Annotated in this window: 13 protein-coding genes; 4 read left to right on the top strand and 9 right to left on the bottom strand. The window is 69.0% G+C overall.

The window, feature by feature from the left end; translation table 11 throughout:
• Nucleotides 1-319: 319 nt before the first annotated feature.
• The 5 genes from RUR_RS34315 to RUR_RS34335 form a co-directional block, all read right to left on the bottom strand.
• Complete coding sequence (locus RUR_RS34315) at nucleotides 320-1,609, bottom strand: tetratricopeptide repeat protein (protein ID WP_283139393.1); 1,290 nt, start codon at nucleotides 1,607-1,609, stop codon at nucleotides 320-322.
• Nucleotides 1,610-1,632: 23 nt separating this feature from the next.
• Nucleotides 1,633-2,406, bottom strand: coding sequence for a hypothetical protein (locus tag RUR_RS34320; protein WP_283139394.1), 774 nt, complete (start codon nucleotides 2,404-2,406; stop codon nucleotides 1,633-1,635).
• An 81-nt stretch (nucleotides 2,407-2,487) separates the two neighbouring features.
• Nucleotides 2,488-3,870 (bottom strand): DUF4331 domain-containing protein, encoded by a 1,383-nt coding sequence (locus tag RUR_RS34325; RefSeq protein ID WP_283139395.1) that lies wholly within the window; start codon nucleotides 3,868-3,870, stop codon nucleotides 2,488-2,490.
• 163 nt (nucleotides 3,871-4,033) lie between these two features.
• Nucleotides 4,034-5,359, bottom strand: a complete 1,326-nt coding sequence (locus RUR_RS34330; protein ID WP_283139878.1) for a phosphoribosyltransferase family protein — start codon at nucleotides 5,357-5,359, stop codon at nucleotides 4,034-4,036.
• A gap of 677 nt (nucleotides 5,360-6,036) precedes the next feature.
• Nucleotides 6,037-7,392, bottom strand: a complete 1,356-nt coding sequence (locus tag RUR_RS34335) for a leucine-rich repeat domain-containing protein (protein WP_283139396.1) — start codon at nucleotides 7,390-7,392, stop codon at nucleotides 6,037-6,039.
• Nucleotides 7,393-8,016: 624 nt separating this feature from the next.
• On the opposite strand from RUR_RS34335, the gene RUR_RS34340 reads away from it, so the two are divergent.
• Together RUR_RS34340 and RUR_RS34345 are read left to right on the top strand one after the other, a co-directional pair.
• Nucleotides 8,017-13,968, top strand: a complete 5,952-nt coding sequence (locus tag RUR_RS34340) for a type I polyketide synthase (protein ID WP_283139397.1) — start codon at nucleotides 8,017-8,019, stop codon at nucleotides 13,966-13,968.
• 9 nt (nucleotides 13,969-13,977) lie between these two features.
• Nucleotides 13,978-15,144, top strand: coding sequence for an MDR/zinc-dependent alcohol dehydrogenase-like family protein (locus RUR_RS34345; protein ID WP_283139398.1), 1,167 nt, complete (start codon nucleotides 13,978-13,980; stop codon nucleotides 15,142-15,144).
• Nucleotides 15,145-15,234: 90 nt separating this feature from the next.
• On the opposite strand, the gene RUR_RS34350 is transcribed toward RUR_RS34345, so the two are convergent.
• The 4 genes from RUR_RS34350 to RUR_RS34365 form a co-directional block, all read right to left on the bottom strand.
• A complete protein-coding gene (locus RUR_RS34350) occupies nucleotides 15,235-16,086 on the bottom strand; it encodes a fumarylacetoacetate hydrolase family protein (protein WP_283139399.1) in 852 nt (283 codons plus the stop codon).
• A complete protein-coding gene (locus RUR_RS34355) occupies nucleotides 16,079-17,026 on the bottom strand; it encodes a DODA-type extradiol aromatic ring-opening family dioxygenase (RefSeq protein WP_283139400.1) in 948 nt (315 codons plus the stop codon). The genes RUR_RS34350 and RUR_RS34355 overlap by 8 nt, the downstream gene beginning before the upstream one ends.
• A complete protein-coding gene (locus tag RUR_RS34360; RefSeq protein ID WP_283139401.1) occupies nucleotides 17,019-18,464 on the bottom strand; it encodes an aldehyde dehydrogenase in 1,446 nt (481 codons plus the stop codon). The genes RUR_RS34355 and RUR_RS34360 overlap by 8 nt, the downstream gene beginning before the upstream one ends.
• Before the next feature lie 403 nt (nucleotides 18,465-18,867).
• Nucleotides 18,868-19,440, bottom strand: a complete 573-nt coding sequence (locus tag RUR_RS34365) for a MarR family winged helix-turn-helix transcriptional regulator (protein WP_283139402.1) — start codon at nucleotides 19,438-19,440, stop codon at nucleotides 18,868-18,870.
• Nucleotides 19,441-19,545: 105 nt separating this feature from the next.
• On the opposite strand from RUR_RS34365, the gene RUR_RS34370 reads away from it, so the two are divergent.
• Both RUR_RS34370 and RUR_RS34375 read left to right on the top strand, forming a co-directional pair.
• Nucleotides 19,546-20,367, top strand: a complete 822-nt coding sequence (locus tag RUR_RS34370; RefSeq protein ID WP_283139403.1) for an acetoacetate decarboxylase family protein — start codon at nucleotides 19,546-19,548, stop codon at nucleotides 20,365-20,367.
• Between the two features lie 218 nt (nucleotides 20,368-20,585).
• A complete protein-coding gene (locus RUR_RS34375; RefSeq protein WP_283139404.1) occupies nucleotides 20,586-21,881 on the top strand; it encodes a Fic family protein in 1,296 nt (431 codons plus the stop codon).
• The last annotated feature ends 222 nt before the right edge of the window (nucleotides 21,882-22,103 follow it).

Raw genomic sequence — 22,103 nt, forward strand, 5'->3', positions numbered from 1 at the left:
ACGGACATATTGTCAGCTGCGACTTCGACAATCCTTTACCTTGGGCCTCTCCTGCAAGGATCGGATCGCACACAACTCTTTCGATCCGATTTTAGAAATAATCCCCTATCAAGAATCGATCTTTCGAATTTAACCGGCCGACTATTCCACCGGCTGTGTTGTCGCAACCCACCGGGATTGGACATGGCGAATACCGCGGAAATTGTCACGGCCTGCATGCGGTACGCCACGGAAGCGGGTGAGCCTTCGTCAGGGGCATCGGTGTCGATCGACGACCTGAGGTGTGTACGGCCGTCGGCCGGGCCCGCCTTCGGAAGCGTCAGCGGACGGCGTTGAGCTTCGCCAGGGCCGCGCGCGCCCGAGGCGCGTGGATCGGGGAGAAGTGAGGGTTGAGCCGCAGCGCCCGGCCCAGGTGGATCTGGGCCTGGTCAAAGCGGCCGAGGCTGCGTTCGATCTCCGCCCGATGGTAGACGAACAGGGCCGTTCCGGTGCCGGCGTGGGACGCGTACCGCAGAGCCCGGGTGTCTCGGCCCGCCTTGTGCAGAGCCCAGCCGAGTGCGTCGGCGACCGTCGCCGCGGGCCGCCGCCGCCATTCGGCCAGCAGGTACCGTACGGCCAGACCGGGGTCACCGTGGTCGGCGTGGTACCGCCCCGCGGTGAGGGCGTCGGCGGTGTTCAGCCGCAGGTGCGCGGCGAGTACCGCGAATTGCCGCCGTGCGTCGGCGTGGCGTCCCAGCGCCGTGTACAACTCTCCGAGTTCCAGGAGAGCGGTGGGCTCGGGATGTCGAATCACCGCGGTCCGGTAGCTGTTCAGCGCCTGTTCGGTACGGCCGAGTGCGGCCTCGGCCCGACCCGCGCCGACCAGCGCGGCGGTCATCCCCGGATCGGCCGACAGCGCCCGGCGGTAGGCCGCGAGCGCCTCACGGGGCCGTCCCCTCGACCAGGCGAGTTCTCCCAGGCGGTGTTCGCAGGACGCCGTCTCCTCCGGTGCCGACGCCATGGCCAGCGCCTTCGACAGCACCCGGGCGGCCCGGCCCGGAGCACCCCGATAGGTGAGCAGGTTGGCGGCCCGGACGAAGGAGGCCACCCCTGGGCGCAGGTCGAGCATGCGCTGGGTGGCGGTCGTCGCCTCCCCGACCGCGCCGAGGTTGAGATGGGCGTCGGCGAGCACCCCGTAGGCCGCCGCGCTCGCCGGATCCAGGGCCAGGGCCTGGCGGGCGCTCCGTCGGGCCTGCCGGAAGTCGTGCCGTGCGATGGCCAGGTTCCCCTGAGTGATCAACGCCTCGACGTTGCCGGCCGGCTGCAGCCGCAGGGAGTGTTCGACGGCCCGTCGCGCCCGGGCATGGTAGGCGGGGTCGGCGCCCGACCGGGCCTGCCGTAGGTAGCCGTCGGCGAGCGCGGCCCACCACCGTGCGTCGTCCGGGTGCGTGCGCAGGTACGCCTGCACCGCGGCGACGAACGCCTCGGGCGTCCCGTCCTGGGCGGGCGGTGGAGCGGAGACGTGGCCGTCCGCCGCCGAGATCGTGAGCGGAGCGCCCGGGCCGGTAAGCCCGAGCACGCCCGCGATCGCGGCAGCCGTACCGAGCAGCCGTACCGGTCGCTTCGTCATGGTCTGCCGGGCCGTCTCCTCGGCTAGCGGCGGCCCAGGCCGCCCGCGGCGGCGGCCACGTCGCTGATCGCCTTGGCGAGGAGGTTCACGCCCAGGAGCCCTACGGAGAACCCCGAAGGAATCGCCCGGGACGGCGCGCCCCTCCAGACGATGTCGAGCGTGGCCCAGGGCGTGCCGCCGGTGAAGTCGGTGCCCAGTGCCGTGTTGAGGTCCCGTGCCCAGGCGTTGGTCACGGTGAACTCGACGCGTCTCGGGCCGATACCGCCGTTGTGCGGGACGAACTGGCCGGTGGTGAGGGCTTGCGGAACGCTGAAGGTGGCCAAGACGAGTTCTCCGCCGGCCCGCGGCATGCCGTTGATCTTCGGGGTGGCCAGGACCGTACTGTTGCCGACCGCCGCGAACACGATCCAGAAGTCGTCGATCTCGTAAGTCGTACCGGTGGCGGGGTTGGTCCACGCTATTCCGCCCGGGTAGCAGACCCGGCCGCTGGGGATTTCGATGTTGTCGTACCGCTCCCCGATGGGCATCGTGGCCGCGGTCCCGTTGTTGATGACCTGGACGGGGGCGATCCCCTTGAGGTGGCCACCCTGCTTGGCCACTCCGGAGAGGAACTCCCTGGAGAAGGTCAGCGTCGCCTCGCCCTCCTTGGAGAGGTAGCTCCCGATCTGGCCTGGGGCAAGGCATCCCTTGCCGGCCTGGTGCGGCCGAGCGGCGGCGTGGACGGGATCAGCGGTGACGACCGCGGCGACGCAAGCCGTGCCGACGACGGCGGCGAGAAACGCGCGCTTGGAACGCATGACGGGTCTCCTTGAGCGATGTGAGTGAGGTCCTAGGTGGGAGAGACAGAACACCTGCGAAGCGCCGTACGACCCTGGGGGCTACAGCGGCGTCGCCAGATAGGGGAAGGTCGAGGTGACCGGCTTGGTCGGACGGCCACCCTGGACGCCGGCGCCGACGCCCGGCAGCCCGGGCCCGGTCAGGGCGCCCTCCAGAATGCCCAGGACGATCGGGCTGACGTCGTCGTCGAGCCGCCGTCCGTTGGGGAAGCCCTGCCGGTCCCCGGCCAGGTATCCCAGCCGGGCGGGCCGAGCCGACACCGGTGTGCCCATGTTGAGGCGCAACTCCTCGGCCGCGACCGGCTGCGCGGGGCCGGCGTCCCTGTTGAGCGCGTGGGAGTTGAGGCCGGTGATTCCGCGCAGCCAGACCTCTTCCAGGTCCCTGCGCGGTTCGGCCGGAGCCCGCACCCCGGTGAACGGCTCGATCGCCTTGGGCCTCGCCGGGTGGAGCACCGCCTCGTACAGCTCCGGCGTGGACCGGTCGGTCACCGGCGCCGAGGCGTTGTACCGGTCGTTCGCCCCGCACGGAAGCGCCACCGGGCAGCGGACGAACACCTCGTTGAACGTGGCGTTGCCCACCCGCGACACCTGGACGTACCTGGTCGACCCACCGGCCACGTTCACGCTGCGGCGAGCGGCGGTGGCCCACACCCCCACCACCGGATTGCGCCCGGAGTCACCGCGCAGCGCCAGCTCGGACTTGGGCACCTGCAGGACCATGGTCGACACGTTCAGCGGAGTGCCGACGTTGATCGGTGGAACCGGGACCCCGAACCTGATCAGGGCGGTCGCCTTCAGATTGGTGTAGAAGGGGTCGGCGGCCTGCCCCGCGTAGGTCTGGCCGCCGCCGGGCAGCCGCCGGATCGCCTCGCGGCGGAGCTTGTCGTAGTCGGGCATCAGCGGCGGGCCGAGGTGTGAGGGTGCGGCGATCGCGTCCCGTACCAGCGTCTCCGGCGGGCTCCCCGGCCGGAGCCGCTCCAGGGTGTAGTGCTGACGGAACCGCAGGTGCGGGCTGGTCAACGAGGTCACCGGGCCCGTCACGAAGGGCAGCAGCCCACGCCTGTCCTCGTCGCGAAAGGTCCACCGATAGACGAGATCCGGTGTTCCGTCGCCGGTGTTGTCGACGTTGACGTCGTAGTGCGTGTCGACCGCGAAACGGTACGGAATCGGTGAGCGGGGAAGCTCGAACGGCTGGTAGTTGACGATCACCGTGATCGTCTCGGGCGCGTCCGGGCTGGTGAAGGCGTACAGGTCCGTCGCGTCCACCTGCGGGTCGGTCACCATCAGCGGCGCGTCCCAATGACTTGAGGCCGTCGAACCGCCCATGAGCGGACCCGCGAGGAACCCCCCGGCGACCGCCAGCCCGGCCACGACGGCCGTCCCCACCACCCGGCCGTTCCGGCCGAACCCGCCACCGATCACCACAGCCCCCCGGATACGCTCGGATCACAACCCGCAGTACCGTGATCGTGGTTTCCCCGCGGTGCCCGATGCGTCTCCCGAGCGGCTCACCGGCAATGACTTCGCCGTCTTTTAAGGGCTTGTTGACCTTCTTGGCCTCCCGGACGGGCGAGCCCGCCACACCGCGTCAGCTGGGGCGGCGTGAACGGGTGGCCGCCGCCAAGGGCCTGAAGTGGCCGGCGAACCAGTCACGGGCGAGGGCGGCGACCTGCTCCAGGGCTCCCGGCTCGGCGAAGAGGTGGGTGGCGCCGGGAACGATCTCAAGCCCGCTCTCGCAGCGCAGGTGTTTCCGAGCGGCCCGGTTCAGCTCAAGAACCAGCTCGTCGCGCCCGCCCACGATCAACAGCGTAGGGGCGCGGACGGCGTCGAGTCGCGGCTCGGCCAGGTCGGGGCGACCGCCTCGTGATACGACGGCGGCGATGTCGTCACCCAGGTCCGCCGCCGCGCACAGGGCCGCCGCGGCTCCGGTGCTGGCGCCGAAGTAGCCGAGCGGAAGTCCCGCCGTCTCGGGTACCCGGTTCAGCCACCCGGTCGCCTCGACCGTCCTGCGGGAGAGCAGCCCGATGTCGAACACGTTGCGCCGGTCCAGCTCCTCCTCCGGTGTGAGCAGGTCGAACAGGAGGGTGGCGAGCCCGGCGCGGTTGAGCCGGCCGGCCACGTGGCGGTTGCGCGGGCTGTGCCGGCCGCTGCCGCTTCCGTGGACGAACACCACGATCCCGGTGGCGTCCTCAGGCAGGGCGAGTTGCCCGGGTAGCTGTACACCGCCGACGTCGACCTCCACCTCCCGGAGGTGATGGCCTGTCTCGTTCTTGTGCGCGAACGCCGCGGCGCGTCGCAGCAGGTCGACCACTTCGGCGTCGCCGGTCTGCGCGAAGTCGCGGTACCAGGCGCCGATCGCGTGGAAGAAGGGGGGAGTCTGCAGGCAGACGACCTCGTCCGCGACGTCCGCCATGGTGGCGGCCGTACTCGGCGGTCCGACGGGGACGGCCAGGACGACCCGTGCGGCGCCTCGGGAACGGGCCACCTGACAGGCGGCGCGCGCGGTACCCCCGGTGGCGATTCCGTCGTCCACCACGATCACCGTCCGTCCGGCCAGGTCCAGTGGCGGGCGGTCACCGCGGAATCGGCGGGCACGACGCTGCAGCTCGGGTCGCTCCCGGTCCTCGACCGCGGCCATCTGCTGCTGAGTCACGCCCGCCAGCCGCACGATGTCTTGGTTGAGGACGCGTACCCCGCCCTCCCCGATCGCCCCGAATCCGAGTTCGGGCTGGTACGGCACGCCGAGCTTGCGGACCAGGATCACATCGAGGGGCGCGCCCAAGGTTCGGGCCACTTCGAAGGCCACCGGTACCCCGCCCCGGGGCAGCCCTACGACGACGAGGTTCGCGGCGCCGGCTTGACTCCTCAGCCGCTCGGCCAGTTGTGCCCCGGCGTCCTGACGATTGGCGAACATCTCCGTCACGTCCCCCCGGCACGCCCTCGCTCACAGCGAGTGGGAGCTCTCCCCTATCAATGCTTCTCCTGCCAGGACCTTTCCGGTAGGGGCGAAAGTCAGTTTTGGCCCATATGCCGGGAAAGTTATGGCGATGAACCGCCCCGACCTTCGATCAAGATCCCGCCCCCGTCGCGATGTCCGGGCCCGACTCCCGGCTCATCGCACCGGGGGCGGAACGAAACGAGGCTAGGGACCGGCACTGGGGAACGACTTACCACTCACTAGGACGACCCCAGCCGTGTCCACCGTGGCGAAGGCGATCGACCGCCCTGATCACGCATTGAGGTGCCTCAACGACTCGGGCACCGCCTCCAGGCCGAGCCTGGACAGGTCGAGCGTGGTCGACCCCTCACGCAGGCACTCCTCGATCCGCGCCTGGCGATCGCCTCGCCACCCCCGGACTCCGTCGGATCCCGCCCCTCACGTTGCCCCGGCCTGTCTGGGCCCGCCCCCCGCACCAGGGGCGGGACCCGCAAGGAATCTAGGGATCGGCACTGGTGAACGACTTGCCGATGACCGGAACGCCCTTGGACTTGTCCGCCATGGCGAAGGCGAAGCTCATGGGCGCATCGGAGCGGCGCCGTGGTGCCGCCGACTCCACTCGATCGGCGGCGGTGGCGCCGCCAAGGGGCTGTTCAGGCCTTGGAAGATCGGCAAATCTGATCTTCCAGACCGGACACGTTGAACTGCCCCAGCGACTCGGGCAGGACGGTCAGCCGGTTGTGATCGAGGCAGAGCTCGACGAGACCGGTGAGGTTCGTCACCGACTCGGGCAAGGAGACCAGCCGGTTGTGCTCAAGATAGAGCCTGACCAGGGCGGTCAGCTTCCCCACCGACCCGGGCAGCGACTCCAGCCGGTTGTTGCCCAGGTAGAGCAGGGTGAGCTTGGTGAGGTTCCCCACCGACTCGGGCAAGTCGACCAGCTGGTTGTGGTTCACGTAGAGCGAGGTGAGGTGGGTGAGCTTTCCCACCGACTCGGGCAGGGCGGTCAGCCGGTTGTCCCGCAGGTCGACCTCGGTGAGGTTGACGAGCTGCCCCAGCCAGTCCGGCAGCGTGGTCAGCCGATTGCTGCCCAGGTCGAGTTTGCCGAGGGAGGTGAGGTTCTTCATGGACTCCGGCAAGGCGGTCAGCTTGTTGTGACTCAGATAGAGCCTGACCAAGGCGGTGAGGTTTCCCACCGACTCGGGGAGCACGTCCAACCGGTTGTAGTCCAGGTAGAGCCAATCGAGGTTGGTGAGGCTTCCGATGGAGTCGGGGAGCACATCCAGCTGATTGTGGTTCAGGAAAAGCCACGTGAGTTCGGCGAGCTTCCCCACCGACTCGGGCAAGGCGGTCAGCTTGTTGTGACTCAGGTAGAGCAGGGTGAGCTTGGTGAGGTTCCCCACCGACTCCGGCAAGGCCACCAGCTGGTTGCGGCTCAGGTCGAGTTCGGTGAGCTTGGTGAGGGCGGTCAGGTTTTCCAATGACTCGGGCAGGATGGCCAGCTTGTTGTGACCCAGGTAGAAGCCGGTGAGGTTGGTGAGGTTCCCCACCGACTCGGGCAAAGCGATCAACCGGTTGTAACCCAGGTTGAGCGTGGTCAGGTTGGTGAGGTTTCCCACCAGCTTGGGCAAAGACACCAGCTGGTTGCGGCGCAAGTCGAGCCAGGCGAGGGCGGCGAGCTCCCCGAATGACGCGGGTAAGGCGGTCAGCCGGTTGCGGTTCAGGTCGAGCCCGGTGAGCTTGGTGAGGTTCCCCACCGACTCAGGCAGGCCCGCCAACCTGTTGTCAGGCGCGTAGAGCTTGACGAGGTCGGTGAGGTTCCCCACCGCCTCCGGCAGGGCGGTCAGCCGGTTGTGACCAAGGTTGAGCGTGGTCAGCTGGGTGAGAGCACCGAGCGACTCGGGCACCGCCTCCAGGCCGAGCCTGGACAGGTCGAGTGTGGTCGACCCCTCGCGCAGGCACTCCTCGATCCGCGCCTCGGCGATCGCCTGGCCGCCCCCGGACTGCATGAGATCTCACTCCTTGTCGTCGCCCGCCAACCCGCCCCGCACCGGGACCCCGGATGAGGGTAAGGACCGGTACTGGGGAACGACTTGCCGATCACTGGCACGGTCTCGCGGCGAGGGCGGCGTGAGTCGTCCGGCCGCCCCGGCTACCGGCGACGGCCGCTTACCGCCTCGGCCGAGGTCGGCGACCCGAGACTCGATGGCCCGGACGGTTTCATACGGATCGTCGAGATTCCGAATCACCTCAGGCACACATGAACACTGTTTGATTCCTCTAGGCGCACTGCAAACAACCTGAGAGCATCTGTCGCGCTGAATAAACAACACGCTTCAAATTTGACGGGCGCGACATCCCATCCCATCAGACAGCTATTTGAATCGGCTCACCGTCAGTCACCGACCGAGAACCCCGGGGCCCGGAACACGGTCACACCCGGAACACAAACGCGCAGACCAGCGACATTCCCGCAGAGAATCTAGTCTAATTTAGATTTAGGAAATAGACATTCTACACCCCTCCCGAAAGATATAAATCCACACCCAAGCTGCATTGACGGCAAAATGGCCAACCCCTAGCATGAAGGCCGCAGATTGATCGAAGGATCTCGGGGGTCCATATTGATTGATATGTCTGCGGGCCTGCCCGCCGTTCTCTCCCATCACGCGGCAGCACACCCAAAGCAAATTGCCTATCGTTTTCTTGAGACCGGAGACCTTTCCGGTCCTATTCATGAGCTGACTTTCAGCGACCTGCAAGAGCGGGTACGGGCCATCGCGTCCACCCTGCTGCGGGAGCCTCACGGGGCTCGGGTCATCCTGCTCCATCCGCCCGGACTGGAATTCATCGCCGCTTTCCTCGCCTGCATGCAGGCCGGGGTGATCGCGGTACCGGTGAGCTCCGCGGCACGACTGCCCGGGATCATCGCCGACTGCGGCGCGGGTCTGGTGCTGGGCGCGGAGGGCATGAAGCCCCCCGAATCCGCCGGGGTCGACTGGATCGCCACCGACGCGTTGACCGGGGGCGTCCCGGACGTGCGCGTAGCCGGCGACGTGGCGTTCCTGCAGTACACCTCGGGCTCGACCGGGAGTCCCAAGGGGGTGATGGTCACCCACGCCGGCCTCATGCACAACATCGGCAGTCAGCAGGCGGCCTGGGACCAGAGCCGGCACTCGCAGTTCGTGTCCTGGCTACCGCACTTCCACGACATGGGCCTCATCGGGGGCCTGCTGTACCCGCTGATCCTGGGCGCGACGACCACGCTGTTCTCGCCCTTGGCGTTCGTGCAGCGACCGCTCCGCTGGCTTGAGGCGATCTCGCGCTATCGCGGCACGTTCAGTCTCGCGCCCAACTTCGCCTACGACCTCTGTGCGCGCAAGAGCTCCGACGCCGAGGCTGCGGGGCTGGACCTGTCGTCGTGGGAGATCGCGGGCAACGGCGCCGAGCCCGTACGCGCGGCGACACTCGACCGGTTCACCGAGCGGTTCGCCACCGCCGGGTTCCGGCGCGAGGCGTTCTCACCGTGCTACGGACTCGCGGAGGGGACGCTGTTCGTCACCTCCGTCCCCAAGGGGGAGCCGCCGAACGGACTGTCGTGCGGCCGGCCGGACCCCGACACCGAGATCGCCGTCGTCGACCCGGACAGCCGCCGGCGCAGCGAGCTCGGCGAGATCTGGGTCAAGAGCCAGAGCAACGCCGTCGGCTATTGGAACCGGGAGGCGGAAACCCGGGAGACGTTTCAGGCCCGGCTGCACGACGGTGACGGCCCCTACCTGCGCACCGGCGACCTCGGCTTCTTCCGGGACGGCGGGCTGCACATCGCCGGGCGGATCAAGGATCTGATCGTCGTCGCCGGAGCCAACCACTATCCGCAGGACGTCGAAGTCACGGTGGAAGGCGCCCACCCTTCGGTGCGCGCCGGCTGTACGGCCGCGTTCGCCGTGGACGACGGGGTGGCGGAGCGGCTGGTCGTCGTCGCCGAGCTGAACGACGCCTTCACCGGTGACGCCTCCACCGTGGTCGCCGCGCTGCGACGGGCGATCGCCGAGGAGCACGGACTGGACGCGCACGCGGTGTCGCTGGTCCGGGCGCGCACGATCCCCAAGACCAGCAGCGGGAAGATCCGTCGAGGTGAGTGCCGCACGCGGTTCCTCGGCGACGGGCTGACGGTCCGGCACGCGTGGCGGGCGACCCAGGGCACCCGTACCCGCAAGCAGATCGAGTCCTGGCTGATCGCGCAGGTCGCGCTGCTGGCGGATCTCGATCCCCGGGAGATCTCGATCGACCGGTCGTTCGAGAGCTACGGCCTGGTGTCGCAGGACACCGTCGCGCTGTCCGGAGATCTGGGGACCTGGCTGGGCCGCGAGGTGCCGCCCACCGCGCTGTACGAACATCCGACCGTCGGGCTGCTCGCCCGGAGCCTCAGCGCACCGAAGCACCCGACGTCCGCCAAGGCCGCCGCCCCCTCGGCCGAGCCCGTCGCGATCGTCGGGATCGGGTGCCGGTACCCCGGCGCCGACGGCCCGACCGGCTACTGGTCGCTGCTGGCGGGCGGGACCGACGCGATCCGGGACGTGCCGGAGAGCCGCTGGGACGCCACGCCGTACTTCCAGGCAGGCGAGCCCATGCCGGGCAAAATGTACACGCGACGAGGTGGCTTTTTGGGTGATGTGTCGGGTTTCGACCCGGCCTTCTTCGGGATCTCGTACGGCGAGGCGCGGTTCATGGACCCGCAGCAACGGCTGCTGCTGGAGATCGCCTGGGAGGCGTTCGAGGACGCGGGGATCATCCCGGGGCAGCTCGCCGGATCGTCGACCGGGGTCTTCGTCGGCATCACGACGAGCGACTACGCCCAGCTGCAGCTGCTGGCGGGGCTGAACACCGGGCCGTACTCCGGCACCGGAAACGTGTTCTGCATGGCGTCGAACCGCATCTCCTACACGTTCGACCTGCGCGGACCCAGCATCTCCCTCGACACGGCCTGCTCCTCGTCACTGGTCGCCGTCCACCAGGCCTGCATGAGTCTGCGTACGGGCGAAGCCGAGCTCGCCCTGGCCGGCGGCGTCAACCTGATGCTCTCCCCGCAGACCACGATCGCGCTCTGTCAAGGCGGCGCGCTGTCCCCGGACGGGCGGTGCCACACCTTCGACGACCGTGCCAACGGGTACGTCCGGGGCGAGGGTGTGGGCCTGGTGGTGCTCAAACCGCTCCGGCGGGCGATCGACGACGGTGACCGGATCTACGCCGTCATCCGCGGCAGCGCGGTGAACCAGGACGGCGCCTCGAACGGGCTGACCGCGCCCAACCCCGAAGCGCACGCCCGGGTGATCAACCAGGCCTTCGCCAACGCCGGCCTGTCGCCGCAGGACCTGCGGTACGTCGAAGCGCACGGTACGGGCACCGCCCTGGGCGATCCCATCGAAGCCCGCGCGCTCGGGGCCGTGCTGGCGGGCGGGCATTGCGCCGTGGGCTCGGTCAAGACCAACATCGGGCACCTGGAACCGGCCGCGGGTGTGGCCGGGCTGACGAAGGTGGCGCTCGCCCTCCACCACGAGCGGATCCCCCCGAACCTGAACTTCGACACCCCCAACCGGCACATCGACTTGGACGCGCTCGGCCTGCGGGTGCCGACCGAGCTCGGCCCCTGGCCGGCTGGCTCGAAGATCGCCGGGGTGAACAGCTTCGGCGTCGGCGGGACCAACGCGCACGTGGTCCTCCAGGAGGCCCCGGTACGGCGCGCGGCTCCGACGGACGACGGGCGGCCGCACCTGTTCACGCTGTCCGCGCGTACCCCGGCCGCGCTGGCCGCGCTCGCCGAACGCGTCGTGGCCTTCCTGCCGGAGAGCTCGGCGTCCCTCGCGCACCTCTGCCACACGGCGGCGCTTCGCCGTACCCGGCACGAACACCGGCTCGCGGTGACCGCGCGATCCACCGCGGAGCTGGCGGAGCGGCTGGCGCACCACCGGACCTGGGTCACGGGGCGGGCGGCCGAGGAGCCGCGTCTGGTCTTCGTGTTTCCCGGTCAAGGATCCCAGTACGTGGGCATGGCCCGTGAACTGCTCTCCTTCGAACCGGCGTTCCGCTCGATGTTCGAACGCTGCGAGCGCGCGATGCGTCCCTACCTCGACTGGTCACTGCAGGATCAGCTGAACGCGGATGAGGAGGCCTCCCAGCTCCATCGCGACGAAGTCGTACAGTCCCTGCTTTTCGCCATTCAGGTGTCGCTGGCCGCGATGTGGCGTTCCTGGGGTGTGGAACCCGATGCCGTCGTGGGGCACAGCATGGGCGAGGTGGCCGCCGCGCACATCGCGGGCGCGATCACCCTCGACCAGGCCGCCCGGCTCAGCTGCCTGCGGGCGCGCGAGCTGGCGGTGCTGCACGGACAGGGCGCGATGGCCGTGGTCGCGCTGTCCCTGGACGCCGTGACAGCCGAGCTCACCGCCTACGACGGGCGACTGCACGTGGCCGCCGCCAACGGCCCGTCCCTGTCGGTGGTCTCCGGCGACGCCGACGCGCTCCAGCACCTCCTGGACGAACTGGGACGACGCGACGTCTTCTGCCGTATGGTCCGGGCGAGCGGGGCGGGTCACTCCCCGGTGGTCGACCCGGCCGCGCGTGCGGTCGCCGCCGAGTTCGCCGACCTGCGGCCGAGCGCCACCGCGGTGCCGCTGTACTCCACGGTCACCGGCGGCCCGGTGCGCGGGGAGGAACTCGACGGCGGCTACTGGGGGCGCAACCTCCGGCGGACCGTTCTCTTCCACCCGGCGATCGAGCGACTCGCCGAGGACGGGTACCGGCTCTTCCTGGAGATCAGCCCGAACCCCGTCCTCACCGTCCCCGTTCAGGACGCTCTCGGCGATCGCGGCCACGCCTTCGGCACGCTGGCACGCAAGCGCGACGATCGTGAGGCGCTGCTGGAGGCCGTCGGCACCCTGCACGTGTACGGCGGGCGGCCCGATCTGCGGCGGCTCTTCACCGCCGAGCCGCCGGTCACGTCGTTGCCGTCGGGCCCCTGGCAGCGCGAACACTGCTGGGCCCTGGACTCCCCCGGCGCGCCCATTCCCGCACGGCGCGCGGCGGCGGCCCCCCTGTCGACGGAGGACGCCGTGGCCGCGGCCTTCGCCGGTGTGCTCCGCGTGCCCGGCGTGAACCCCGGTGACAACTTCTTCGAGCTCGGCGGCACCTCCTTGATGGCCGCCCAGATGCTCTACGAGTTGCGGTCGAACCTGGCTCGCGAGATCCCGCTCCGGCTTTTGTTCGAGAACCCGACCATCAAGGGGTTCACCCAGGCGCTGCTCGACTCCACCCCGTCCCGCGGGGCAGAGACGATGGAGCTCGTCCGGGCCGAATCGGCCGACCATCCGCTCACGATGAATCAGCGGCGGGTGCTGGACGAGGGGCGCGACCTGATCGTCGCCCAGCACCTGCTGCTGGAGGGGCCGCTCGACGTGCCCGCTCTCGACCACGCGGTGCGACGCCTGTTCGAGGTGCACGAAGGACTGCGGACGGTCTTCGTGGACCTGGACGAGCCCCGGCAGATCCTGGCCGACCGTCCGGCGGCCGTACTCACCTTGAGTGATCTTGATCTACCGGCCTGGCTGAAGGAGGTCGAGGACGGCTTCAAGCCGTTCGAGGGGCCCTTGTACCGATTCGGCCTCGTCAAGCTCGCCGAGGACAGGCACGTCCTCAGTGTCGTCCTCGACCACCTGATCACCGACGGCTGGTCCCAGGGTGTGCTCTTCCAAGATCTCGTGCAGGCGTACGACGCACGGCTGGCCGGGCGGCCGGACGGCCTCGAACCCGGGACGCTACGCCTGGTCGACTACGCCCACTGGGAGCGGGCGCGCTACTCGGGGCCGCACCTCGACGAGCGGATGCGGTACTGGCGGCGCAAACTCCGCCGGACGCAGGCACCCGACCTCCGATTCGTCCGGACCGGGGCCGCCGCCGGCGAGGCGTCGGTCGTCACGACCGCGGTGGAGAAAGCCGTCTGCGCGGACCTGGCCGAGGTGACCCGCACCACCGCGACGACGATGCCGATCGTCGTCCTGGCCGCGTTCCTGCTCACCCTCCGGCACCACTCCGGCCAGGATCGACTCGCGGTACCCATCAGCGCGTCGGCACGCGAACGGCCCGACCTCGAAAGGATGCTGGGCTTTCTGTCGAAGTCGCGGCTGGTGGCCGCGGATTTCTCCGGCGAGCCCACCCGGCGCGAATGCCTGGTCCGAGTCCGCGACGCCGTCCTCGAAGCGGCCGAGGAACAGGGCCTGTCCATCACCCAGCATTACCACCTGGAGGGTGTGCCACCCGCGGACATCCCCTTCCGCGTCTCCATGAACTATCTGCCGGCCGTCGACCTGCCCACCCGTCTGGGCGCGGCGAAAATCACCCCGCTGCCCCGTCACGGGGGTTACCCGCTCTCACGTGACCTTCTCCTCGTGGTGCAGGAAACGGACGGAGGCCTCCGCCTCTCGTTCGGATACGCGGCCGGCGCCATCGCCACCGACGACATGGAGCGATTCGCGGCCGACATGTCCGCCGTGCTGCACGCCTTTGTGAACGACCTTGACGGCACTGTCTAGGAGCGGATTTTGAACAAGGTCCAGGCTTGGATCCTGCCCGTCGGCCCGGAAAAGCAGCCGCCCCCCGGCGAGCTCCAGCTCGGCACCGTTTCCCTGCCGGAGCCCGAGCCGACGGAGGCGCTGGTCGAGCCGCTGCTCGTCGGCTGGGAGGGCAACTGCTACCACGCGGTGCAACGCCGGCCACTCGACGTCTGCCGGGCGCGGGGCGAATCACAGATCGTCGTCGGCAACAGCGGTGTGGTCCGCGTGCTGCGCCCACCGCGCTCCGGCAACGTCGACAACCTGCGCGAAGGCGATGTCTGCATGGTTCAGGCGAACTGCAAACCCGACCGTTTCGGCTACGGCATGAACGGCGGGGCCTTCGGCTACGACGCCCCCGGAACCGTGGGGCTCCTCGCCAAACGCACCAACATCCACGGAACCTGCCTGGTCCCGCTGCCGCCGGAAACCCGCCATTCCCCGGAGCAGTGGGCGGCCTTCTCCATTCGCTACGTCACCGCCTACGCCAACTGGCGTGTCGCGTACGGCACCTGGCGGCTCCAGGTCACCGAGGAGGACCAAGCCTCGCCCTACGTCTGGGGGTGGGGCGGGGGCACCACATTCGCCCAGCTGACCCTGGCCCGGCACCACGGTGCCGAAGCCGCCATCATCACCTCCCGGGAAAGCCGTATGGTCCTGGCCAAATCCCATGGGCTTGTCGCGGTGGACCGGAGGGAATTCCCCGACATCGCATTCGACGAGCAACACGCGAAGGAACCCGGTTACGTGGAACGCTATCGGGAATCCGAGCGGACATTCCTGCGGCTGGTCCGGGAGACAACGGACGGGATGGGGGTGTCGATCTTCGTGGACTATCTGGGTGCCACCACGCTGCGGGCGACGCTCAAGTCCCTCGCCCGGGAAGGCGTCGTCACCACGGCCGGCTGGCGGGAAGGGTTGCGTACCACCTTCGTCCGCGCCATCGAATGCATCGAACGGCACCAGCACATCCACACCCACTACGCACGGCGCAGCGAAGTCCTGGAGGCGGTGGACTTCGCGGAACGGCGGGATTGGGCCCCACCCCTCGAAGCGATCGGCGAGCCCTGGACCTATGAGTCCGTGCCGAATCTCGTCCGCACCTACGCGGTCGGCGACCTCGACACCTATTTCCCGCTGATCCGCGTCAACGACTGACCGATGGTCAGGCCCGCCGGCCGCCGAACCATGCCCGACGGCCGGATGCGGTGGTCGTCGTCGCCGTGTTCCGCTCGGCGGCGACGACCTTCAACGGAACGGCCTGGGCCGACGGACACCGCGGAACTCCCAGTCGCCGCCGAAGGCGGTGGACAGGACCTCTTCCGACTCGGTGGGCTGGGCGCCGACGTCCTCCCTGATCGGAACCGGGCCGGACACGATGGGGTTGACGAGGGTGCCGAGGCCTTCGACCTCGACTTCGACCAGGTCACCGGGCTGGACCGGCCGGGAGCCGGCGGGGGTGCCGGAAAGCACCACGTCTCCCGGGTGAAGGGTGATCGTGCGGGCGATGTCGGCGACGAGGTAGTGCATGTCCCACTCCATCTCGTCGGTCGTGCCGTCCTGAACGACAGTACCGTTGACTCGAGTCCGTATGCGTTTACCGCGGAAGTCCCAGCCGGTGACGAGGCCCGGCCCGAGGGGGCAGAGCGTGTCGGAGCCTTTCACCCGGAGCATCGATCCTGCGTCGGTGTCGCGGAAGTCGTGCAGGCCGAAGTCGTTGCCGACGGTGTAGCCGGCGATGTGGTCGCCTGCCTCGTGCGGCGAGACGTTGCGGGTGGTCCGGCCGACGACGATCGCGATCTCGCCCTCGTAGTTGAGGTACTTGCAGCGCTCCGGCCGTACGACCGCGCCTTTGTGGGCGTTGAGCGCGGACACCGGCTTGTGGAAGTACGTGGGGGCGGGAGGCAGGGAGGTCATGAACTCCTCCACCCGGCTGCGATGGTTCAGATGCACTGCGATGATCTTGGTTGGCACGGTCGGCGGGAGGTGGACCGCGGTGTCGGCGGCGACGACCCGGCCGTCCGCGCCGACCAGTTCGTCACCTTCGCGGCGGACCCGAACCTCGGCGCCGTCCAGCAGGATCCTTCGGTACTCAGCCATCGGCGGGTCCCCTCAGCCGGAACGGGTACGGATAGGGGTCGCCGGATCCGTCCGTGGGGTGCGGCGGCGCGAAGCCACCGCTCGGCCGGTCGAACCAGATGTGGACCTGCCCGGTCCCGACGGCGTTCTCGTAGTCGCCGAACCGCTGCCCGGGGGCACGGAAATCCTGCTCGCCCAGCGCGCCGGCGAGCATCAGATAGTGCCCGAACCGGGCCTCCGGCTTATACCTGGAGAAGTCGTCCATCGTGTCGAGCACCCGGGCGTGGTCACCGCCGAGCATCCACGCGATGCGTTCCTCGTCGGCGGCACGCGCCTGCGGGGTCCGGATGTGCGCGGGGTCGCTGGACTCGTGGGCGCGCAGCTCGCGCAACGGCCAGAACGTGTGCGAAAGCGCTCCGGAGGCGATGAGCAGCACCCTGCGGTCACTCGCGGCGACGGCGTCGCCCACCGCGCGGCCCAGCCGGAGGTTGTCCTCGGTCTCCGCGGTCTGGCACACACCGATGGAAATCCATCGTTTGCCCGGCACTCCGAGATACGTCCACAGGTTGACGGTGGGATAGAAGACGGGCAGGTGACAATCGTCGATCGCGGTGATCCAGGTGCGATGTTTCTCCTGGTAGGAGGCGATCAGATGGGCCAGCTCGGGGTCCCCGGGATAGTCGTAGGGGATGCGCCGCATGCCGCGCGGCAGCTCCTCGGAGGTGAAGAGGCCGGACCGGCGGTCCTGCGCCGAGACCACGAACTCCACGGTGGTCGCCCAGTGGGAGTCGAACACGACGACCGTGTCGTACTCGACGGTCTCGAAGATCTCCTCGCGGAGCCGGTGCAGGCCGGGGACCAGACTGATCTCCTTGCCGTCGTTCAACTCTCTGCGCGTCTCCGGCGGCAGCATGATCGTCGGCGCGTGTGCGAGCAGGCCGGCGCCGACGATCTCACCCATTCCAGCCCCCTGGCGCGAACACCGTGTTCTTGACGTCGCAGTAGAAGTCGAAGCTCCAGTCGCCGCCCTCACGGCCGATCCCGGACTGGCGCGCACCGCCGAACGGAGCACGGAGGTCGCGGACGAAGAAGCAGTTGACCCAGACGGTCCCGGCGACCAGCCGCCCGGCGACCCGTTTCGCCCGCTCCGGCGAGCCGGTCACCAGTGTGGCGGCGAGCCCGAACCGGGTGGAGTTGGCCAGCTCGACGGCCTGGTCCTCCCCGCGGAAGGTCTGCAGGGTCAGGACCGGCCCGAAGACCTCCTCGTTGACGATCTCACTGTCGGCGGCGACTCCCGTGAACAGGGTCGGGCGGTAATGGAGGCCGCCGCCCGGCTCACCGCCGATCAGGGCGGTGGCTCCCGCCTGTTTGGCCCGCTGGACGAAACCATCGATACGGGCGAGATGCTCGCGGTGGATCTGCGGCCCCACATCGGTGGCCGCGTCGCGCGGGTCACCCTGACGGAGTTTGGCCACCTCGTCGACCAGGCGCTCGGTGAACTCGGCCGCGATCGACTCCTCCACCAGCAGGCGGACTCCGGCCAGGCAGACCTGCCCGGCGTTGTCGTACTGCCGCACCGCGAGGTCGAGGGCGAGTTCGGTGTCGGCGTCGGCGAAAACGATCAGCGGGGACTTGCCGCCCAGCTCCAGGGAGAGCGGGGTCAGGTTCCCGGCCGCCGCTTGAGCGATCCGCCGGGCGGTCGGCACCGAACCGGTGAAGCCGATCCTGTGCACGCCCGGGTGGGCGACGAGCGCGGCGCCGGCCTCCTCGCCGTACCCTTGGACGACGTTGAACACCCCGTCGGGCAGCCCGGCCTCGACGGTGATGCCGGCGAGCAGCGAGGCGGTCAGCGGAGACCACTCGGCCGGTTTGAGCACCACGGTGTTTCCGGCCGCGAGTGCGGGGGCGATCTTCCAGGTGGCCAGCATCAGCGGGGCGTTCCAGGGGGTGATGAGCGCGCAGACACCGGCGGGGTCCCAGGAGACGTGGTTGCGGTGGCCGCGTGTCTCGAAGTCGTCCCGACCGAGGTTGAGCAGCCAGTCGGCGAAGAACCGGAAGTTGTGCGCGACCCGCGGCATCACACCGTGCAGGTGGGAGCGGAGGAGGGCGCCGTTGTCGACGGTCTCCACGATCGCGAGCCGGTCGAGTCGCTTCTCCACCTGATCGGCGATCGCGTGGAGGATGCGCGCCCGTTCGTCGCGGTGTGTCCGGGCCCAGGCGGGAAAGGCTTTCGTCGCGGCTTGTACCGCCGCGTCGGCTTCGTGCGCACCACCTCGGGCGATCTGCGCGATGACTTGTTCGTCGATGGGGGATACGTCGTCGAATGTGCGGGGGGAGGGAGAGCGCTCGCCTCCGATCCAATGATCGCCGTCCACGTGGACTCCGGCGACAGTGACCATCGACTCCTCCAAGTCGTTTGTATCCAAACAACTTAGGCGGCTCGTCGACGACCGGTCAATACCGCGTCCCGTCCGGGCGAGGCCACATTGGCACCCGCAGGCCGTCCCAGCACAAATCCCCGGGCCGCTCACCTAACCCGACCCCGGTCATTGCATCCGGTACGGCCCGCGGCCGGCTCACTCCGCCGCCCTCGACCGGTCAATACCGCCGTCTCGGCCGGGCGAGGCCACGTTGACGCCCGCAGGCCGTCCCAGCACAAATCCCCGGGCCGCTCACCTAACCCGACCCCGGTCATTGCATCCGGTACGGCCCGCGGCCGGCTCACTCCGCCGCCCTTGCAGGAGGAGCCTTATCCAGTCCTCGTACGGCGAAAGCCGTGCGGCACGCCGTACCCCCTCCTGGTCAGGTGGCGCGGCGGCGGCCACTCCGGCGCGGGGGGAACGGGGTCCGTCCGCGAAGCGTCTCCCGCCGTTCCTCGCCGTGGTCCTCCAGGTTTGTGATGATCTGACGGAGGGTCTGGGCCAACTGGAGCGTGCCTTCACTCCCGAGCGGGTCGACCACGAAGGCTTCCTCCTGATTGAACGCGGGAAACAGGCTCTCCATCAGCGCCACACCCTCCGGGGTAAGCCGCAGGAGGGCGAGCCGTCCGTCGTCGGGGTGCTGGCGGCGCGTCAGAAGACCGCGCGACTCCACCGTCTTGACGATGCCGGTGAGCGTGCTCTTGGAGAGCCCCGCCTCGGCGGCGACGTGCCGGGTCTCCATCTCCTCCCAGATCCACACCACCCAGAGCACGACGAACGCGCTCCAGGTCAGATCGGCGGCGCGCAGCGCCGAGTTCTCCAGATGCTGCCGTACGGCGGCCGCGGCCCGGTGGAGGTTGGAGACGGCGGCGAGCGCCTCCATCTGGACGGGGATCGGGCCGAGCTGGCGTTTGACCGCCTCTTCCGTCTCCGACAACGAGTGGTACGAAGGCACCCCGGCCCCCCTTTCGACGCTGCGTTCCCTCATTTGTACACGAACGAGCTTGGGCTGCACGGTGTATCGTATGGGTCCAAATGAAATTCGCCCGTGGGAGGACCGGTGTCCACAGTGCGCGGCTTCTTCGTCCCGAAGACGGCCACCGGCCGTTCCTCGCTGATCCCCGCCCCGCCCTGGTACTACTCCGGCGACCTCCTCACCGTGGAGTACCGCACCGATCCCGCCCGCGTGGCCGAGCTGCTGCCCGAGCCGCTACGGCTCGCCGACGAGGATCCGGGCGCGGTGGCCGTGATCTGGGCCGACTGGCAATCGTGCTCCACAGGCGGGGAGGAGCTGCTCGACCCGGTGCGCTCCCAGTACAAGGAGTGCTTCGTCGTGGTCCGCTGCTCCTATCAGGGGCGGACCTTCTCCCGTTGCGTATACATCTGGGTGGACAAGGACTTCGCGATCGCCCGAGGCATCCACCAGGGCTACCCGAAGAAACTCGGCTCGATCCACCTGACCCGGCCGCACCCGTACGGGCAGGCGGCACCGCGCATCGGCGAAGGCGGGCTCTTCGGCGCCACCCTCGCCGCCGCCGACCGGCGCCTCGCCCAAGCCGCGGTACGGCTGCGCGAGCCGAGCGCGAACAACGGATTCGTCAACGGGCACCCGATGCTCCACCACCGCTGGCTCCCATCGATCGAGACAGACGGAGAACTCGCCCTGGACGAACTGATCGTCACATCCGGAGCCTCCTTCGAAGGCGGGCAGCCGTGGGCCGGCGACGCCGAACTCACCCTGTTCGACGCGCCCACCGAAGAACTGGCGGCACTCACCGTAGACGAGATCATCGGCGGCTACTTCCGGCAAGTCGGGGTGAGCTGGAACGGGGGCAGCCTCCTGGAATCGGGGACATCCGGCGCTCAGGGCACTGGGCCTTAGGGACTTCAACTGACTGAGCAGCACTGTATGAGACGTTGCCGTCGGCACCGACACAGCCGGCACGAGGCCGCGGATGCCGCAAGATACGTCCCGGCCAAGGCGGAGACGGACCGGCTGCCGGGAGGACGACACTCCGGGATCCTTACACGAAGACCCCGGCAATGAAAGGATACGGCTTATCCTTTCATCAACAGGGGGAGCGTGAAAGGATAATCGCCGTGGCCGGATACACCGAAGCCCTCTGGCCTGCGGCTTGGGACGCCCCAAGCAAGCGTGATCGAAGGGGCGGGACGTACCGCCCGTACCTCCCCGATCACCTGACCGGCAGCACAATCGGCGTATCGCCGGAGGCGGCTCAGGAAGCCTCCCGGGTCGAGAGTCTGGTGCAACAGCTGGTCACCCACCCGGCGAGCCACGGTGTGGACGGGCTGGCCAGATTCCTACTCCGCTCCGAGGCGATCGCCTCCTCCCGGATCGAGGGCCTGCAGGCCTCCCCCCAGCAAGTGGCCCTGGCTGAACTTTCCGACCAGGACGTCGGGGTGTCCAAGGGATTCACCGCCACCGCGCGTTTGGTGGCCAACAACGTCACCGCCCTTCGGCAGGCTGTCACCGACCTGGTCACCACCGATACCGTGTCCGTCGACGACATCGTCGGCCTCCACCGCATACTGCTCCCCGACGACAGGCATCACGGCCTGCGACAAGTCCAGAACTGGATCGGGGGCAGCCATCGGCACCCCTTGGACGCCGAGTTCGTTCCGCCTCCCCCCGAGCATGTCCCCGCCTTGATGGCGGATCTGGTGTCCTACATCAACGCCGGCCAGCATTCGCCGCTGATCCAGGCTGCCTTGGTGCACGCCCAGTTCGAGACAATCCATCCGTTCACCGACGGCAACGGACGGGTCGGCAGGGCGCTCATCCATACGGTCCTGACCCGGCGAGGCCTGACTCGCAACGCGGTCCTGCCAATCAGCCTGGTCCTACTCACCCAATCCAACGCCTACGTTGCCGGGCTCACCGCGTACCGGCATACCGAGGACACGTCCTCACCGGAAGCGACCGACGCCCGGAGCAGCTGGCTTGAGGTGTTCCTCTCCGCGACAAGCACAGCGGTCGAACAGGCGCAGATATTCGCCGACGAACTCACCGAGCTCCATACGGAGTGGCTGGGACGTCATCGGCGATTCAGAGAGTCTCAAGGGCTGCGGGCCAGTCCGCGAGCGGACTCTGCTGTGGCCCGCCTCCTCGATCTGCTCCCGGCGGTCCCGGTGGTAACCGCCCGTACCGTCCAACGGCTGCTCTCGGTCACCCACCCGGCCGCCCGCCAAGCGCTGGAGGAACTCGCCGGAGCCGACATCCTCCATCCGAAACAAGTGGAAAGAAACACCGTCGGGTACCTCGCCCGGGAGGTGTTCGCTCTGCTCACGCTGACTGAACGTCGCCTGGCCAGTACGCGGTGGGACACCCGTGACGCACCACCCCGACGACCGGTACCCGCCCGCCCCCAGCACTGAAGCCGCTCGAGCCGCAAGTACTCACGGCACAGGCAGGCCGTGTTGATCGGCGACGCTGGAGTCGTCCCACGCCCACCCGCCTGGTTCCCGCCCCCTCCCGCGTCGGGGGCGAGAACCCTGGACGAAACTAGAGCCCGGCACTGGAGATCGACTTGCGGTCATTGGGACGACGCCGACCGCGCGAGCGCCGAGCCAGGCGTTCCGGTCATGGGTTGCGCGCCG

Origin of the sequence: Rhizohabitans arisaemae (genome assembly GCF_025996515.1) — a bacterium.
GTDB lineage: Bacteria > Actinomycetota > Actinomycetes > Streptosporangiales > Streptosporangiaceae > Rhizohabitans > Rhizohabitans arisaemae.

Coding starts and splice junctions, on each gene's coding strand:
- RUR_RS34320 (WP_283139394.1), bottom strand. CDS start 2,406: ATGCGTTCCAAGCGCGCGTTTCTCGCCGCCGTCGTCGGCACGGCTTGC.
- RUR_RS34340 (WP_283139397.1), top strand. CDS start 8,017: ATGTCTGCGGGCCTGCCCGCCGTTCTCTCCCATCACGCGGCAGCACAC.
- RUR_RS34360 (WP_283139401.1), bottom strand. CDS start 18,464: ATGGTCACTGTCGCCGGAGTCCACGTGGACGGCGATCATTGGATCGGA.
- RUR_RS34350 (WP_283139399.1), bottom strand. CDS start 16,086: ATGGCTGAGTACCGAAGGATCCTGCTGGACGGCGCCGAGGTTCGGGTC.
- RUR_RS34335 (WP_283139396.1), bottom strand. CDS start 7,392: ATGCAGTCCGGGGGCGGCCAGGCGATCGCCGAGGCGCGGATCGAGGAG.
- RUR_RS34355 (WP_283139400.1), bottom strand. CDS start 17,026: ATGGGTGAGATCGTCGGCGCCGGCCTGCTCGCACACGCGCCGACGATC.
- RUR_RS34330 (WP_283139878.1), bottom strand. CDS start 5,359: ATGTTCGCCAATCGTCAGGACGCCGGGGCACAACTGGCCGAGCGGCTG.
- RUR_RS34315 (WP_283139393.1), bottom strand. CDS start 1,609: ATGACGAAGCGACCGGTACGGCTGCTCGGTACGGCTGCCGCGATCGCG.